The organism is Pandoraea pneumonica (assembly GCF_902459645.1).
GTDB lineage: Bacteria > Pseudomonadota > Gammaproteobacteria > Burkholderiales > Burkholderiaceae > Pandoraea > Pandoraea pneumonica.
The window spans coordinates 668744-684310 of sequence record NZ_CABPSK010000001.1; the positions used below are offsets into that span (position 1 = coordinate 668744).

Genomic DNA, 15567 nt, shown 5'->3' on the forward strand with positions numbered 1-15567 from the left:
GCGATTGTGCTTTAGATATTCACGGCTGCGGGGCAACGTAGGCGACGCACATCGGTACCGGATCGCCGTTGCCGTGATACGTGAACGGCACCGTCTCGTAGGCGTCGATTTGCAGGTCGGGCCATTGCACCAGCGTTTTGCCGAAGCCCGCGCGGCGGCACGGTTTGCCCGGGTGCCCGAGCAGCATGACGCCTTGTTGGCGCACGTCGGCGGCGTCGATGTCCTTCGTATAGATATTGGGCCGGTGTTCCGTTGACCAGCGACTGAGCAGATGCGGATTACCCGGCGCATAAAACGTCATCCATGTAGCGACATTGTCGTGCCCGACATAGCGCAGCGGCGTGTGATACCGCGCTTGCCAGCGCTGTTCGAGCGAAACGCTTGCCTCTTTGAGGCCGACGAATTTCTGCCCCGCGTTACGCACGTTCGCGCTTAGAAAACCGGCGTAACCGAGCAACACCAGCGCCCCGGCGGCAGGCAGCCATCGCGCGGCGCGCCATAGCCGCGCATGACCGCCGGGACGCACGCAGGCGACGAGGAGTGCAGGGGCGGGGATGGCGAACGGTTGCAGCCATTCGGAGATGCGTCCGCCTTCGTGCCAGGTGAAATAGACCAAGATCGGCAGCAACGGCGGCAGCAATACACAGGTAACGATGACGACGGGGGCGCACGGCGGGGCCATCCCCTGCTGCGAGGCTGTCGGAACTTGCCACGGCCACGTCAGGCGGCCGCCGGTCACGCGCACGATCAACGCGAGCACGATCAGCGGATAAAACGCGCTAAGCGCCCCGCGAAGCGCGCGCGAATTCAGATGCGGTTTGATCTGATCGTCGACCCATCGAAACGCGGCGAAGTCGTGGTGCGCGAGCCAGACGATATTCGGCACGAGCATCGCCACGAAAATGACCAGACCCAGCAGAAACGCTGGATGCCGGTAGTGGCGACGTGCCTGCGGCGTCCAAAGCGTCACGATAAACATCATGCCGAGCAGGGCGAACGTCGAATACTTCGTCATTGCCGCGAGACCTGCGACGACGGCGAACACCGGCCACAACCGTGGCGTGTCGAACATCGCACGGATGAAGAGCCACAGCATCCATGGCCAGAGCATGACCAGCAGGAAGTTATCGTTGTACGGGAGGATATCGATGTTGATCGCGCCCGACAGATGCAGGCTCAACATGGCGACCCATGCGAGACAGCGGTCGCCCGACAAGCGGTGTGCGAGATGCCAGACACCGAGCAGGCCGCCGGCCACGCCCGCGAAATGCGAGAGGTACCAGTAGGCCGCCAGCGCATTGCCATGCAGCCCGAGGGCAGGCCACAGGGAGAAACCGACGAGCCACGGGTTCTTGGGCGTGCCCCATTCGACGTTGCGCGCCCAGTTGTACGCCTCGACAGCATCGAACGGCACGGTTGGGTCGAGCATGGCGCTCACCAACGACCAGATCAGCGCGTATAGCGTGACGTAGGCGGCAGGCGAGCGCCGGGCGGCGGCGACAAATCGCCTGACGTGCTGCGTGAGGCGCGTCGTTGGCGGCGCATGAGACAAAAGATCGCCTGCGCCGTTGGCAACGAGTCCGGTGGCCAGCGACGCAGGGGGGAAGACGGCGTTCGGGGCGGAAGTATCAGTTTTTCGCATGGGCGCTTGGATTCAACGCGCGCGAAGGTGTTCGTGCAGTTATGTTGCAGTCCGAACCAGATAAGTTGGCTTAAAAAACGGGGGGAGCGCGTTGTTCTAATTGGATTTTTAGCGCTTTAATTCGGCAGAAACTTGCGGTTTTCGCTCATGCCCGTTCACAAACGAAAACACATCAAAACGAATGAAAACCGATAGACACAATTCTGCGCCGGGCGGCGCCAATCGTCACGCAGAAATTCAGCTCGCGTCTGCGGCGGCGTCGACAATCAGTGCGGGATCGAGCTTGCGAACACGCTGATCGACGAAGTATCCGCCACCTTCCTGATATCGCAGGTAAAGGCGCCCGCAGTCGCGGCATCGGCACACATTGCAGCGGTTGTACGGGAAGTAGCGCGGCGCGATGGGCGCTTCGGCCGCCCAGTAAGAGGTGCCGTCCGGATGGTATTCGGCGAAAGTCGGTTCGTGCGTGTCGTCCGGTGCCAGGAGCGTTGCCACGGGTTCCAACTGCGCATCCGGCAGCGAGTTGGGCAAGGTCGCCCAGCCATCCAGCGGCGTACGTGTGCACGTGCACGATGTGGCGTCAGCAGTAAGGGGAGCGTTGGATTGGGCGAGTGCTAGTAATGCCGTGTGATCGAGATACGGTAGATCGCTCATGACAGTCTGATATATGATATTCGTTATATAACCATCTATATAACGGAGTTCCGGCTGTGAAGAAGTGGATTTCTGCGCGCGTCGTCGCGACGGTGAAGCATACCCTGTGTCTCGCGGCGGCGGCGCTGGTTGTCGCACACGCCAAGGCGGACGACACGTTTCGCGTGGCCTACGCGGGGTCGATGGGCGTGGTGATGGATAAAGCCTTGGGGCCGGCTTTTGCCCAGCGCGAGCATGTCACGTATCAGGGGCAAGGCGAGGGTGCCTATGGGTTGGCCCGCCTGCTCGCCTCGGGGCGTTCCAGTGCCGACGTCTTCGTATCGATCACCCCCGGGCCGATGGCCATTCTCAAAGATGCCGGTCTGATCGACGACGCCGTGCCGGTCGCCAGCACACGTATGGTCATCGCGTACAACCCGAAGGGGCGCTTCGGCGACGCGCTGCGACTGGCCGGTAGCGACGCATCGCATCCGGCGTGGTGGCAAGTGTTGCAAACACCGGGTTTGCGTTTCGGGCGGACCGACCCTGCGACCGATCCGCAGGGCCAGAACATCGTGTTCACGATGTTGCTCGCGCAGAAGTATTACCACCAGCCGGGGCTCGCGCAGTCGGTGCTTGGCGATATTCGGAATCCGCAGCAGGTGTTCGGCGAAGGCGGGCTGCTCACGCGGCTGGAAGCGGGGCAGGTCGATGCGGCGTCGGGGTATGAGAGCGCCACTCGCTCGGCGAAGCTGCCGTATATCGCCTTGCCTGACGAGCTCAATCTGAGCAACCCTGCCTTCGCCAAGGCTTGGTACGACACCGTTGACTTCTCGCTGCCCGGCGCGGACGGCAAAACGAAAACCGTGCGACCGCAGCCGCTGGTGTTCTATGCGGCCAAGCTTAAAAACGCCGCCCATCCCGAAGCCGCCGATCGATTCATCGCGTTCATGACGTCGGCCCAAGGCCAGCAGTTGTTCGATGCGAACGGCTACGGCCAGCCAAAGGGCGAGCCGCTGTATCACTGAGGGCGGTTGAGGCGTGTTGAAAGGGATGCGTGATGCGTAGCGCGCACAAGGCGCTTAACTCGCGTAAGGCACCGCGCGCCGTGGCAGGAGTGGTGGCGCGCTTAGGCGAGGTCGTGACTTGGGCGCTGCTCGCGATTCCGTTTGCCGCGCTGGTGGCGGAAACCCCATGGCGTCATTTCCGGCTCGCATACGGCGATTGGGACGCCATTGCTGTGTCGCTCGGGCTGTCGTGTCTGTCGATGGCGATCATCGTCGCGTTGGGCACGCGCGTGGCCTTTTGGCTGGCGTCGACACGGTCTCGCGCGGCGCGCGTCGCAGAGGTGCTGGTGCTCGTGGCGCTGATGACCCCGCCGCTCGCCATGGGCATCCTGCTCGCCACCGCCTATGGGCCGGTCGGCCCCTTCGGCACGTTGCTCTCGCGCGCGGGCATCCTGCTGGGTAACAACGCGCCTGCCTTCGTTCTCTCTCAGGTCTACGGCGGGTTGCCGTATTTCATCCTCGCCGCGCGTGCCGCCTTCGAGGCCGTACCCCCGGTACTGCCGATGGCCGCCAGTACGTTAGGCGCGACGCCGTGGCGCGTCTTCCGACATGTGACGTTGCCGCTCGCGCGCGGCGGCCTCACGGCGGGTCTTGTCATCGCGTGGGTGCGTGTGATCGGCGAGTTCGGCATCGTGATGATCTTCGCGTACTTTCCGCAGGGCATTCCGGTCAAGCTGTACGTCAATTTGCAGAACGATGGGTTGGGGGCTGTCTACGCGCTCCTTTGGTTATTGCTCGTGGTGGCGTTGCCGCTGCCGATTGTCGTGCTGATGCGAGCACGGCGCGGTGACCGGCGAACCGTCGGCGACGATGACACGGTGTACTGAACATCGAATCGATACCCTGAAAATCATTTCAAATGTTAATCTTTCGGGCGCCCGGCATTCGCTGCCGGGCGTTGTGAATAACGAGACAATGATTTTCCCCCAGGAGGGTATGTGTTCAAGATGTTTGGTCAAAGCGGCGCGGCATTCGCGCGGCAAGTTGCAACGGGTGTGATCGCGGCTGCTGCACTCAGCAGTTCGTTCGCCAACGCAAGCGAAGTGCTGTCCAGCGAGGTGTACAGCAAGAATCTGGCACGCCCGCTCACGTACAACGTCTATCTGCCGACCGGCTACGAGTCATCGGGCAAGACCACCTATCCGGTGCTCTACCTGCTGCATGGCAACGACGGCGTGCGCAACGACTGGGTGGTCAAGGGACACATGCAGTCGACGATGGATAAGTTGATCAGCCATGGCGACATCCCCCCGGCCATCGTCATCATGCCGGACGCCAACACCAACTGGTATGTCGATCTGAAAGAGCGCATGGAAACGGCGTTCTTCAGCGACCTGATTCCGCACGTCGAGAAAACCTATCGCACGATCACGACCCGCGATGGCCGTTTGATCGGTGGCCTGTCGATGGGCGGCTACGGGGCGCTGCGGTATGTGCTCAAGTATCCGGAGAAATTCAAGGCCGCGGCGCTGCTCAGCCCGGCCATTTACAACCCGGAGCCGCCTAAGGATTCGTCGGCCCGTTTTGTGAAGGTGTTTGCCGAGCCCAATACCGGCGGCGAGTACAGCGCGCGCGTTTGGCAGGCGAACAACTATCCGGTGTTCTTCGATGCGTTCCTGAAGAAGGGCATCAAGGTGCCGATGTACATCAACTCGGGCGATGACGACGACTTCAATATCGAGTCGGAAGCCACGCGTTTTTACGAGTTGCTGCGGGCGAACAAGCAGCCGGCCGAGCTTCGCATCGTGGATGGCAAGCACGAGTGGCCGGTCTGGTCGAGCACGCTCCCCGACGCGCTGAAGTACATCTTCCGCGACGTGCAACGCCCGCAGCGCCAAGACTAAGCGGCTGGTAGGTTAGGCGCGCAGGGATCGTTCGATGGCCTGTTCCAACAGGGACAGGCCAAGATCGATTTCTGCCTCGCTCACCGTGAGCGGCGGTGCGATGCGGAACACGCCGCCCATGCCCGGCAGTTGCACGATGTTCATGCTTAGGCCGAGGTTCATGCATTCGCGCGTGATACGCGTGCCGAGACCGTCCGCAGGTTCTTTCGTGCGGCGGTCTTTGACGATCTCCATCCCGAGCAGCAGGCCGCGTCCGCGTACGTCGCCGATGCACTCGAAGCGCTCCATCAAGTTCAACAAACCGTTTCTCAGACGCTCGCCAATGACATTGGCTCGGGCGACGAGGCCATCGCGCGCGACCACGTCGAGCACACGCAGGCCGACCGCTGCGGGCAACGGGTCGGAGACGTGCGTCGTGTAGAACAGATAGCCGCGCTCGTGCGCGCGCTCCTCAATTTCCGCCGATGTGACGACCGCTGCGAGCGGCAAACCGGCGCCGAGCGTTTTCGATAGCGTCAGGATGTCCGGCGTGACGCCGTCGCGCTCGAACGCGAACATGGTGCCCGTGCGGCCCACGCCGGTCTGCGCTTCGTCGAGAATCAGCAGCATGCCGCGCTCCTCGCACTTGCGTTTAAGCGCAGCGAGATACCCCGGCGGCAGGTCGATGATGCCGCCCGAGCTGAGAATCGGCTCCGCGATGAAGGCGGCGAGGTTGCCACTCGATTGCCGATCGATCAGATCGAAGGCGTAGTCGAGTTCCGCCAGATAGTCGTATTGCCCGTCGCGCAAGAAACGCGGGCGATAGGTGAACGGCGCCGGAATCGCGAACGATCCCACTGCCGCAGGCCCGACGCCTTTGCGGCCCGCACTGTAGGTTGCCGAAGCCGCCGCGCCGGTCATGCCATGCCAAGACTGCGCAAAGCCCACGATTTCATACTTGCCGGTGACGAGCTTCGCCATGCGAATGGCGGCTTCGTTCGATTCGGCGCCGGTACTGAGCAAGAGCGCTCGGTCCAGACCGGGCGGCGTGATGTCAGCCAGCCGCGTCGCCAGATCGACCACCGGGCGCGAGAGCATGCCGCTGAACAGGTGATCCAGCTTCCCGGCATATTCGGTCACGACCGACACGATGTCGGGATGGCTGTGTCCGAGCACCGCACTCATCTGCCCCGAGGTGAAGTCGAGAATCGCGCGGCCGTCCGCGTCGTAGACGAAACTGCCTTGCGCCCGCTCGATGATCGCCGGCTCAAACGTCCCGCCGTAGCGGATCAAGTGCTGTTGGGCGTTGCGCCAAAAGGTGGGGTCTTGGTTCTTGGACACGAGGCGTCTCCGAAACGAGCGGCGAAATGTGAAAGGCGAAGTTGAGGGAATGACAGATCAATCGCTTGCAGTCTAAGCAGCGCTCTGTTTTCATAGAAGCGAATAATGCTAATGAAAGATAGAAGCCGAGCTAATACCTTGAATCTCTCACTCGATATCGATCTCCTGCGCTCGTTTGTGGCGATTGCCCAGGCGGGCTCGCTAAGCCGGGCCGCCCAGCGCATCGCCCGCACCCAATCGGCGCTGAGCCAGCAGATGAAGCGCCTTGAAGAGATCGTCGACCAGCCGCTGTTGCAGCGCACCGGACGGGGTGTGGTGCTCACGAGCGGCGGAGAACGTCTGCTCGGCCACGCACAGCGCTTATTGCGGCTGCACGACGAGGCCATGGCGGACATGACGGGCAAGGGCCTGAGCGGGACGATCCGCTTCGGCTGTCCCGATGACTATGCCGCGGCGTTCTTACCCGACTTGTTGCGCCAATTCGCCAGCCAGCACCCGCAGGCGCTTGTCGAAGTGATTTGCGAGCCTACGCCCCGATTGCTGGAGCAATTGGCACGTCACGCACTCGATTTGGCGTTGATTTCGCTGGCGGACGCGTCTGGCGATGGAATCATTCGCCGTGAGCCGTTGGTCTGGATTGGCACGCCGGGGCTTGCCGCCGCGCTATTCGATCCCGTGGAGGCTCTGGAAGCAGCGACATCGCGCGAGCCCATTCCACTGGCGCTGTCCGACCCCGACACCCTCGACCACATGGCCGCGTGCGAGGCATTGCAAGCGGCGGGGCGGCCCTACCGCATCGCTTATGCGAGCAGCAATCTGGCGGGGCTGACGGCGCTGGCACGTTCCGGTCAGGCGCTGGCGGTCATGACACAGACGGCGGTGCCGCCAGACCTGCACGTGCTGACCGGGGCGCTCGGGTTGCCACCGCTGCCGTCGGTCGGGATTACGGTAAAGTTCGATCGCGCCCGCCCGAATCACCTGTCGCTGGCGTTTGCCGAGCACATCCGGCACACGCTGCCGATGTTGTAACCGAAGGTAAAAAAAGCCGGTTCACGCCCTTGCATGGGGCAAATTCATCGCCCGGCGACTGGCATTTGATAGACAATTGCGGGTTGCTTCGGCGTGCGCTGGTGCGTCTGGCCGATGTTGAGAAGTGCGGGCGTTCGTTTTCCGGACACTCGTTCCCCATCCGTTTCTTGTATCGAAGAGGTCGATATGCTGTCGCGTTGCCTGGCGTTTTTCTTGTTGGTCGGTTCGTTGCTCGCGCTCGCGGGCTGCAATACGGTGGATGGCGTCGGCCAAGACATTTCGGGCGCTGCGCGCACGGTGAAGAAGGCGCTCTGAGCCACCTTCGTTCACGCTTTACGTCGCTAGTTGTATCTGGCGAAACGGATTCGGCCAACGTGAATATGTTAATGAAAAGCCGTTGGTTCCGTTTCGCTGAACGCATGCCTATAGTCGCTGCCACGGTTGTGTAGACGAATGCGCAGGCCCGCCGGGTGCGGGTAGCGAGCGTCTTGCTGCCGGCATCGGGCCGCCCGGCCCGGTGAGCTCACCGACGGCAGACAAGATGGCAAAACGCGTTCGTCTCAATCTGTTCATTCACGGTCGTGGCCACCACGAGGCCGGTTGGCGGCATGCTGGCGCAACGCGCCTTCCGCTCACTGATATCGACTACTTCGCCGGTCTGGCACGCACCGCAGAAGCGGGGCGCTTCGACTCGGTGTTTCTCGCCGATGCGCTGGCGCTGGCCGAAGCCGCCGAGCACGTCGCGACCGCGCAACTCGAACCCATCACCACGCTCGCCGCACTGGCCTTCGCCACGCGGCATATCGGATTGATTGCCACGGCGTCGACGACCTATACCGAGCCGTTCAATCTCGCGCGCCAGTTCGCTTCGCTCGACCACATCACCAAAGGCCGTATCGGCTGGAATATCGTCACGTCGTGGGTCGGTGCGGCGGCAAAGAACTTCGGCCTCGATCAACCGATCAGTCACGCCGAACGTTATGCCCGCGCGAATGAATATCTCGAAGTCGTGACCGGCCTTTGGGACAGTTGGGCCGACGACGCCATCGTCGACGATGCCGCCGCAGGGCGTTTTGTCGATCCGAGCAAGGTGCGCAGCGTCGATCATCGTGGTGACTACTACCGCGTAGCCGGGCCTTTGAATCTCCCGCGTCCGCCGCAAGGCTGGCCCGTGTTGGTACAGGCCGGTTCTTCGCCCGACGGCCGAGCGTTCGCGGCGCGTTTCGGCGAAGCGATCTTTACCGCTCACCTGACGAAAGCGTCCGCGCGCGAGTTCTACGCCGATCTGAAGTCGGCGGCACAGGCGCGCGGACGGCGCGCCGATCAAGTGGTTATCCTGCCGGGCTTGAGCGCGGCGATCGGGGCGACCGATGCCGAAGCGGCAGCTTTGCTCGAAGAACTAAATGGGTTGACCGACATTAGCGTCGGACTGACGCGACTGTCCGACCGTTTCGGCGGCTACGATTTTTCGCGTTTGCCACTGGATCAACCGCTCTCGGTCGACGACTTCCCGAACCCTGCCACCGTGCAAGCCGCGAAAAGCCGGGCCGAAGTCATCGTCGGGCTCGTGGCACGTGAGCGCCCGACATTACGCCGTTTGCTGCATCAACTCGCCGGTGCGCGCGGACACTTCACGCTGGCCGGCTCGCCCGAGCGTATCGCCGATGTGATCGAAGACTGGGTCGACGACGGCGCAGCGGACGGCTTCAATCTCATGCCCCCCGTATTGCCAGCCCAACTCGACCTTTTCGTCGAGCACGTGGTGCCGATTCTGCAACGCAGAGGCCGACTGCGCACGGCGTACGACACCGACACGTTACGCGGCCACTATGGACTCGATCGTCCGGAGAACCGGCACTTCACGCGCTGAATTGACGATTCGGCACCGCATCCCCCAACGCGCTCGACACGCACTCCTAGGTTTGACATGGCTATTTCCCGACGTACCGCGCTCTCCCGGCTGGGCGCACTTGCCGCTGCAACGCTTGCGGTATCTCACGCACCGCGTGTGCTGGCCGATGCCGCATGGCCTGCCGCCATCCGTATCGGCATTCAGAAAGGCGACCCGCTGGTGGCGCTGCGCGCGTCCGGCAAGCTCGAAGCGGCACTGCGCCCGCATGGCGTGGCGGTGAAGTGGATCGAGTTCGTTTATGGCGCACCGATGGTCGAGGCAATCAACGCGGGCGACGTCGACGTGGGGGTGGTCGGTTCACCACCGCCGATTCTCGCGCAAGCGGGGGCGGCGCCGTCCGTCGCTTATTTGGCGGCGGGTAGCCGTTATCAGAACGGCTACGCCATCGTCGTGCCTTCCAATTCCACCGTGCGCACGCTCGCGGATCTACGCGGAAAGAAGATTGCGTTCGCGAAGGGCTCGCAAGGACATTTGTTCGTGCTGCGGGCGCTGGCCGATGCGGGCATTGCTCCCTCCGATGTGCAATTCGCCTACCTCTCGTATAGCGATGCGCGTGCGGCCATCGAGCGCGGTTTTGTCGACGCGTGGTCGGTGCCCGACCCGCGCTACGCCGATGCTGAAATCGCCAGCCACGTGCGCACGCTTGTGAAGATCGGCGACCTCTCGGTGCCGCAATACGCGTTCTACATCGGACCGCGTGCCTACGCCGAGAAATACCCGGCGGCGCTGCGCACATTGTTCGATACGTTGAGCGCAGACATCGCCGCGCGCTTGGCCAAGCCGGACGAGACGGCCGAGTTGCTCGCGCAGAACACCGGCGTGCCGTTGGACGTATGGAAACGCGCCATCCCGCGTCTGGAATGGGGCGTGCAATACCCGATCACTGCCGACGTGATCAAGGCACAACAAGCGAACGCCGATCTGGCGTTCCAGACCCGTCTGATTCCCCGCGCGGTCGACGTGCGACAGGCGGTCGTCGATATCCGTAGGGGCTGAACGGTGCTTGCCGGTGGCCACGGTATAGCGGTGCCGACGTGGTGCTGCCTGTGTGAATTTGCTTAGCAGATATTCGAATTTGTCATCAGGCAGCCGAACTCTATACTGGGTTGCGATTGTGTGCGAGGCGGTGTTTGCCGCCTGCGCCGCAGTCAATGTGGTCCGGGAAGACGACTGAGCAGGCGCTGCCAACGAAGTTACCCGCGCCGGTCTTTGACTTCGTTTTCCCGAATACCTCGCATGCCTACGAATGCCCCGCGTCAAATGAATCTGGCCGCCTATGTCATGGCGGGTCCGGTTTCCGGCCATCACGGCGGCTGGCGTTATCCGTCAGCCCAGCACGACATTCTCAACGTCAAGTTCTATCGCGACATCGGGCGTCTGCTCGAAGCCGGTAAGTTCGACATGATCTTCTTGCCGGACATTCAGGCACTGCCGCGCCGTCTGGGCGACAGTCTCGATTCGCAACTGCGCCACGGCGCGCTGGGTGCATTGCGCCTCGACCCGCTGGTCGTGCTCTCTGCGCTCGCGGCCAGCACCGATAAGCTCGGCTTGGCGGCCACCATCTCAACGTCCTACTTCACGCCGTTTCACGTCGCCCGTGCGCTGGCGTCGCTCGATCACCTGAGTGCCGGGCGTGTCGCGTGGAATATCGTGACCTCGTTTCAGGATGCCGAAGCGCGCAATTTCGGTCTGGCCGAACAACTCTCGCGCGAGGACCGTTACGATCGCGCCGACGAGTTCGTCGAAGTGGCGTGCAAGCTCTGGAATAGCTGGCACGACGATGCCTTGACGCTCGACCGGGCCGCACCGCAATTCGCCGATCCGTCGCGCGTGGCACCGATTGCTCACCACGGTAAGTGGTTCGACGTAGAAGGGCCGCTCAACGTGAGCCGCCCGCCGCAGGGCCGCCCGGTGTTCATTCAGGCTGGCGCATCGAGCCGCGGCAAGGACTTTGCCGCGAAGTGGGCCGATGTGATCTTCGTCACGCACTCGTCGCAAGAATCGGCGCAGGGCTTCTATCAAGACATCAAAGCGCGCGCCGTGCAGCACGGGCGCAACCCCGGCGACGTGAAGATCTTGTTGGGCATGGTGCCCGTCGTTGGCGAAACCGACGCGATTGCACGCGACAAGCAGGCGCTGCTCGACGACTTGTGCGATCCGGAAGCGGGGCTCTCGACGCTGTCGTATCAACTGGACATCGACCTCTCGCCGTTCCCGCAAGACGGCGTGCTGCCGGATTTAGAAGTCGGCGGCGTGCAGGGCCACTACAAAGAGGTGGCCGAACTCACACGCAAGCAGGGCTTGTCGCTGCGCGAGATCGGCAAACGCTACGGCATCGGGCCGTTGCGCGACTTCAATGGGTCGGGGGCCGCCGTGGCCGACACGATGCAGCAATGGTTCGATGCCCGCGCCTGTGACGGCTTCATGGTGCAGATGCCGTATTTGCCAGGCGGTGTCGAAGATTTCGTCCGGCTCGTCGTCCCCGAACTGCAAGCGCGCGGCAGCTTCCGCGCCGAGTACGACGGCGAGACATTGCGCGACCACCTCGGTCTCGCGCGCCCGGCGCACTGAGCGCGCTCCCAACACACACATAACAACGACTTCTCGCACACTGCCATGCCTACCCATTCTTCATCGCCCAATTCGTCGAGCCAAGTGTCGACCCACAGCCGCCGCAGCTTTATCAAGCAGGGGGCGGCCGTGGCCGCTGCCTTGTCCTTCCCGATGATTGCGCGGGCGGCACCCCCCGTCATTCGCTATGCCAGTGCAGGCGTGGTCGGGCCGGGCGAGTTGGAAACCGTGATCTTCAGCGATTGGTTCAAAGCCAATGTACTCAAGCGCCACGGCAAGGACTACGTGATCGAAACGACGACCGCACGCGGCACGCCCGGCGTGGCCACGCTGCTCGCTGCGGAGCAGGCGGATCTGGGCACGCTCGCGTTCACGAGCCTCGCGACGACGATTGCACAAGAAGCCGTACCCGGCGGCGTGACGGCGATTGCCGAGATTCATCGCGATGCCGTGCAAGGGTATGCATCGAATCCGTTCGTGGTGCTCTCGGACAGCCCGATTCGCACGATTGCCGATCTCAAGGGCAAGTCGGTGGCGGTCAACGCGTTCAACGGCAGCGTCGACATCATTCTGCGCATTGCGCTGCAAGCGCACGGACTCGACCCGCGCAAGGACGTGCGTGTAGTGGAAATGCCATTCGGCAACATCGGTCCGGCGTTGCGTCAGAAGCGCATCGACGTTGGCGTCTTGGCAATGCCCTTTCAGGTGGACGAAGCGAAGAAGGGCGGCATTCGCACGGTGTTCGATGCCGTGGGTGTCGTGCCGCCGTACCCCGTGTTGTTCCAGAGCGCCCGCACGCGGTTTCTGAAGTCGCAGCCCGCCGCCGTGCGCGCGTGGCTGGCCGATTACGTGGACGCGCAACGCTGGATCTACGATCCGGCAAACCGTAAGCAGGTCGTGGCGCTCACCGCCGATTTGGCGAAGACACCCGCGGCGTCGCTCGACGAGTATTTCCTGACGCCGAAGGACTTCTATCGCGATCCGAACGCGACGATCTCTGCCGCGAGCTTGCAGCCGCCCATCGACGCTATGGCAAAGCTGGGACTGTTGCCTAAGCCGGTGGCGATCGCGCCGTACGTCGACGCGTCTTATCTTCCGCATCGCGCATGAGCCACACCGCCTCTCACGACATCGCCCCGGCCATTCGCGTCGCGGGCTTGTCGAAATCGTTCGACAAGCGCGGAGCATCCAGAGAATCGGTCCTCGCGCTCGACCGCATCGATCTCGATGTGCCCGAGGGCAAGCTGGTGTCGCTCGTCGGGCCGTCGGGCTGCGGCAAGAGCACGCTGCTCTATATCCTCGGCGGGTTCGTGCAAGCGTCGCAGGGGGCATGCTCGACGTTCGGCACACCCATCACCGGTCCGGGTGTCGACCGAGGCATCGTGTTTCAGGAATACGCCTTGTTTCCGTGGCTTACGGTGTTCGAGAACATCGCCTACGGCTTGCGTCGCAAAGGGGCCGATGCCGACACGGTGACCCGGACGGTCGAGCGCTACATCGCGTTGATTCATCTCAAGGGCTTCGAACACCGCTTTCCGCGCGAGTTATCGGGCGGGATGCGTCAGCGTGTGGCATTAGCCCGCACGTTTGCGAGCGATCCGAAAATCCTGCTGCTCGATGAGCCGTTCGGTGCGCTCGACGCGCAGACGCGCGAGTTCATGCAAGACGAGTTGCTGCGACTCTGGTCCGACTCAGGCAAGACGGCTGTTCTCGTGACTCACGATATCGACGAAGCCGTCTATCTATCGGACACGATTTACGTGATGTCGCGCCGCCCGGGCCGGATCGTGAAACGCATCGATGTCGATCTGGACCGCGCGCTCGGTCGCGAAGTGACGATGCTATCGCCGCGCTTCGCGCAGTTACGCAACGACGTCTGGCTGACCGTGCGAGAACAGGTGCGCGGGGCTGAGTACGAGGCGACGATATGAGCAGCCGTGCGTTGCCAGCGCTCGCCGTGCGGCAATGGCCCGGCGCGAAGGCCGCGACCGGGGCCGTGTCGGTGGGACTGTTGTTCGTGCTCTGGTATGCCGCGACGCGATGGCAATGGTTGCCGGAAGGCTTCGTGCCGCCAATGACCGACGTATGGCGTGCAACGACGCATTTGGCGCGCACCGGCGAACTGTGGAGCAACCTCGTCGCCACACTTCGTGCGAGCTTTTGGGGGTTGGCTGCCGGGCTGTTGATCGGCGTGCCGACGGGCTTGCTGATGGCAACGTCGGGCAGGTTCGAGCGCATCGTGGCGCCGGTGGTGCGCTCCACGTACGCGTTGCCGAAGACGACGCTGATCCCGCTGCTCGTGCTGTGGTTCGGCGTGGGCGGCATGACCAACATCGTGGTCATCGCCGTGACGACCACGCTGCCGCTCATTGTCTATACCCTGCGCGGCGCGCATGAGGTTCCCCACGTGCTGCTGTGGAGCGCACGCTCGCTTGGGACTTCCCGCACGGGGCTGCTCTGGCGCGTGGTACTCCCCGGCGCAATGCCGCAGATTCTCACGGGCGTGCGCGTGGCGTTCGGTTTCACGCTGCTCGTGGCGATTTCGTGCGAAATGATCGTGGCGAATCAGGGCATCGGCAAATTGATCTCGCAATATGGCGATCAGGGCAGCTACGACTATCTGTTCGCCGCACTGCTGGCGACGACGGTCATCGCGTATCTGGCCGACCTTACGCTGCGCAAGGTCAGTCAGTTCTGGCTGCGGTGGCACGAAACGACACAACATCATGACTAAGGCCAATGTATTGAACGGCGCGCAGGCGCCGCGGGCCACCGATTCCGCAGTCGCAAAGCGGACATCAGATGGGCTTCGCTGGGTCGAGCGATGGGTGGCGCTCGCTGTCTTGCTGACAGTCTGGCAAGCGGCCACGTATTACGGATGGGTGAGGGCGGTCTTCCTGCCGTCGCCAGCGGTTGTGGTTCACACGTTGTGGCAGCTCGTCGGGACGGGGGAGTTGTTTGTCACGCTGGGCACGAGTCTCTGGCGTGCGTGCGCCGGTGTTGCATTGGCGGCGTTGGTAGGGATTCCCGCTGGGCTGCTGATGGCCGAGTCCCGGTTTGCGCGCTGGTGGTTGTCGCCGTACATCGCGTTTGGTTTTCCATTGCCCAAAATCGCGTTGATTCCCGTGTTCACTGCGTGGTTCGGGATGGATAGCCTGTCGAAAGTCGTACTCGTGTTCGCCACCTGCGTATTTCCGTTTATCGTCGCTGCGCACGCGGGGGCCGCACTGATCTCGCAGAAACTGCGCTGGGCAGCGCTCTCGCTTGGCACGACGCGTGGCGAGTTGTTCCGCTTGATCTTGCTTCCCGCGACAGTGCCGTCGATGCTCTCAGGGCTGCGTATCGCGCTGCCGATCGGACTCATTACCGTATTCACCGCCGAGATGGTGACGGGCGGGGGCCTCGGCGAAGCCATCGTGCAAGCGCAGCGATACTTTCAATCGCCACAGGTATATGCCTATGTGATCGTCACCATGATCGTGGGGTATCTCGCCGATGCGGGCATTGCGGCGTTGCAACGGCGCTTTGCCGCATGGGCCACCGAATGAA

15 protein-coding genes are annotated in these 15567 nt (G+C 62.9%); 12 read left to right on the forward strand and 3 right to left on the reverse strand.

The annotated features are described in order from the left end of the window. Window positions 1–19 precede the first annotated feature (19 nt). Together PPN31114_RS03005 and PPN31114_RS03010 are read right to left on the reverse strand one after the other, a co-directional pair. A complete protein-coding gene (locus PPN31114_RS03005) occupies window positions 20–1642 on the reverse strand; it encodes a glycosyltransferase family 39 protein (RefSeq protein WP_150677998.1) in 1623 nt (540 codons plus the stop codon). Window positions 1643–1879: 237 nt separating this feature from the next. Then, window positions 1880–2296 carry a hypothetical protein gene (locus PPN31114_RS03010; RefSeq protein WP_150677999.1) on the reverse strand — a complete coding sequence of 139 codons (417 nt, stop codon included), beginning with the start codon at window positions 2294–2296 and terminating at the stop codon, window positions 1880–1882. A gap of 56 nt (window positions 2297–2352) precedes the next feature. Between PPN31114_RS03010 and PPN31114_RS03015 the strand changes: the two genes are divergently transcribed. The 3 genes from PPN31114_RS03015 to PPN31114_RS03025 all read left to right on the forward strand — a co-directional run bounded on the left by PPN31114_RS03015 (window position 2353) and on the right by PPN31114_RS03025 (window position 5186). Continuing rightward, a complete protein-coding gene (locus PPN31114_RS03015; RefSeq protein WP_246182377.1) occupies window positions 2353–3303 on the forward strand; it encodes an extracellular solute-binding protein in 951 nt (316 codons plus the stop codon). Window positions 3304–3335: 32 nt separating this feature from the next. Continuing rightward, window positions 3336–4169: a molybdate ABC transporter permease subunit gene (locus PPN31114_RS03020; protein WP_150678000.1), complete on the forward strand. Its 834-nt coding sequence runs from the start codon at window positions 3336–3338 to the stop codon at window positions 4167–4169. Between the two features lie 120 nt (window positions 4170–4289). After that, complete coding sequence (locus PPN31114_RS03025; RefSeq protein ID WP_150679123.1) at window positions 4290–5186, forward strand: alpha/beta hydrolase; 897 nt, start codon at window positions 4290–4292, stop codon at window positions 5184–5186. A gap of 12 nt (window positions 5187–5198) precedes the next feature. Here the strand turns inward: PPN31114_RS03025 and PPN31114_RS03030 are convergent, their stop codons facing one another. Then, window positions 5199–6506: an aspartate aminotransferase family protein gene (locus PPN31114_RS03030; protein ID WP_150678001.1), complete on the reverse strand. Its 1308-nt coding sequence runs from the start codon at window positions 6504–6506 to the stop codon at window positions 5199–5201. Between the two features lie 111 nt (window positions 6507–6617). Between PPN31114_RS03030 and PPN31114_RS03035 the strand changes: the two genes are divergently transcribed. The 9 genes from PPN31114_RS03035 to PPN31114_RS03070 all read left to right on the forward strand — a co-directional run bounded on the left by PPN31114_RS03035 (window position 6618) and on the right by PPN31114_RS03070 (window position 15566). Beyond that, the gene (locus PPN31114_RS03035) at window positions 6618–7535 is read left to right on the forward strand and encodes a LysR family transcriptional regulator (protein ID WP_150678002.1); all 918 of its coding nucleotides are present in this window, start codon (window positions 6618–6620) and stop codon (window positions 7533–7535) included. Between the two features lie 186 nt (window positions 7536–7721). Continuing rightward, complete coding sequence (locus PPN31114_RS26515; protein WP_281350936.1) at window positions 7722–7850, forward strand: hypothetical protein; 129 nt, start codon at window positions 7722–7724, stop codon at window positions 7848–7850. 226 nt (window positions 7851–8076) lie between these two features. Next, a complete protein-coding gene (locus PPN31114_RS03040; RefSeq protein WP_150678003.1) occupies window positions 8077–9405 on the forward strand; it encodes an LLM class flavin-dependent oxidoreductase in 1329 nt (442 codons plus the stop codon). A gap of 57 nt (window positions 9406–9462) precedes the next feature. Then, window positions 9463–10443: an aliphatic sulfonate ABC transporter substrate-binding protein gene (locus PPN31114_RS03045; protein ID WP_150678004.1), complete on the forward strand. Its 981-nt coding sequence runs from the start codon at window positions 9463–9465 to the stop codon at window positions 10441–10443. 240 nt (window positions 10444–10683) lie between these two features. Further along, a complete protein-coding gene (locus PPN31114_RS03050) occupies window positions 10684–12018 on the forward strand; it encodes an LLM class flavin-dependent oxidoreductase (protein WP_246182378.1) in 1335 nt (444 codons plus the stop codon). A gap of 45 nt (window positions 12019–12063) precedes the next feature. After that, window positions 12064–13128, forward strand: a complete 1065-nt coding sequence (locus PPN31114_RS03055; protein ID WP_150678005.1) for an ABC transporter substrate-binding protein — start codon at window positions 12064–12066, stop codon at window positions 13126–13128. After that, a complete protein-coding gene (locus tag PPN31114_RS03060) occupies window positions 13125–13949 on the forward strand; it encodes an ABC transporter ATP-binding protein (protein WP_150678006.1) in 825 nt (274 codons plus the stop codon). The genes PPN31114_RS03055 and PPN31114_RS03060 overlap by 4 nt, the downstream gene beginning before the upstream one ends. Beyond that, on the forward strand, window positions 13946–14752 hold the full coding sequence (locus tag PPN31114_RS03065; protein WP_150678007.1) for an ABC transporter permease: 807 nt from the start codon (window positions 13946–13948) through the stop codon (window positions 14750–14752). The genes PPN31114_RS03060 and PPN31114_RS03065 overlap by 4 nt, the downstream gene beginning before the upstream one ends. Beyond that, on the forward strand, window positions 14745–15566 hold the full coding sequence (locus PPN31114_RS03070) for an ABC transporter permease (RefSeq protein ID WP_174987615.1): 822 nt from the start codon (window positions 14745–14747) through the stop codon (window positions 15564–15566). The genes PPN31114_RS03065 and PPN31114_RS03070 overlap by 8 nt, the downstream gene beginning before the upstream one ends. The last annotated feature ends 1 nt before the right edge of the window (window position 15567 follow it).

Coding starts and splice junctions, on each gene's coding strand:
- PPN31114_RS03060 (WP_150678006.1), top strand. CDS start 13,125: ATGAGCCACACCGCCTCTCACGACATCGCCCCGGCCATTCGCGTCGCG.
- PPN31114_RS03070 (WP_174987615.1), top strand. CDS start 14,745: ATGACTAAGGCCAATGTATTGAACGGCGCGCAGGCGCCGCGGGCCACC.
- PPN31114_RS26515 (WP_281350936.1), top strand. CDS start 7,722: ATGCTGTCGCGTTGCCTGGCGTTTTTCTTGTTGGTCGGTTCGTTGCTC.
- PPN31114_RS03055 (WP_150678005.1), top strand. CDS start 12,064: ATGCCTACCCATTCTTCATCGCCCAATTCGTCGAGCCAAGTGTCGACC.
- PPN31114_RS03045 (WP_150678004.1), top strand. CDS start 9,463: ATGGCTATTTCCCGACGTACCGCGCTCTCCCGGCTGGGCGCACTTGCC.
- PPN31114_RS03040 (WP_150678003.1), top strand. CDS start 8,077: ATGGCAAAACGCGTTCGTCTCAATCTGTTCATTCACGGTCGTGGCCAC.
- PPN31114_RS03020 (WP_150678000.1), top strand. CDS start 3,336: ATGCGTAGCGCGCACAAGGCGCTTAACTCGCGTAAGGCACCGCGCGCC.
- PPN31114_RS03050 (WP_246182378.1), top strand. CDS start 10,684: ATGCCTACGAATGCCCCGCGTCAAATGAATCTGGCCGCCTATGTCATG.
- PPN31114_RS03025 (WP_150679123.1), top strand. CDS start 4,290: ATGTTTGGTCAAAGCGGCGCGGCATTCGCGCGGCAAGTTGCAACGGGT.
- PPN31114_RS03010 (WP_150677999.1), bottom strand. CDS start 2,296: ATGAGCGATCTACCGTATCTCGATCACACGGCATTACTAGCACTCGCC.
- PPN31114_RS03065 (WP_150678007.1), top strand. CDS start 13,946: ATGAGCAGCCGTGCGTTGCCAGCGCTCGCCGTGCGGCAATGGCCCGGC.
- PPN31114_RS03035 (WP_150678002.1), top strand. CDS start 6,618: ATGAAAGATAGAAGCCGAGCTAATACCTTGAATCTCTCACTCGATATC.
- PPN31114_RS03005 (WP_150677998.1), bottom strand. CDS start 1,642: ATGCGAAAAACTGATACTTCCGCCCCGAACGCCGTCTTCCCCCCTGCG.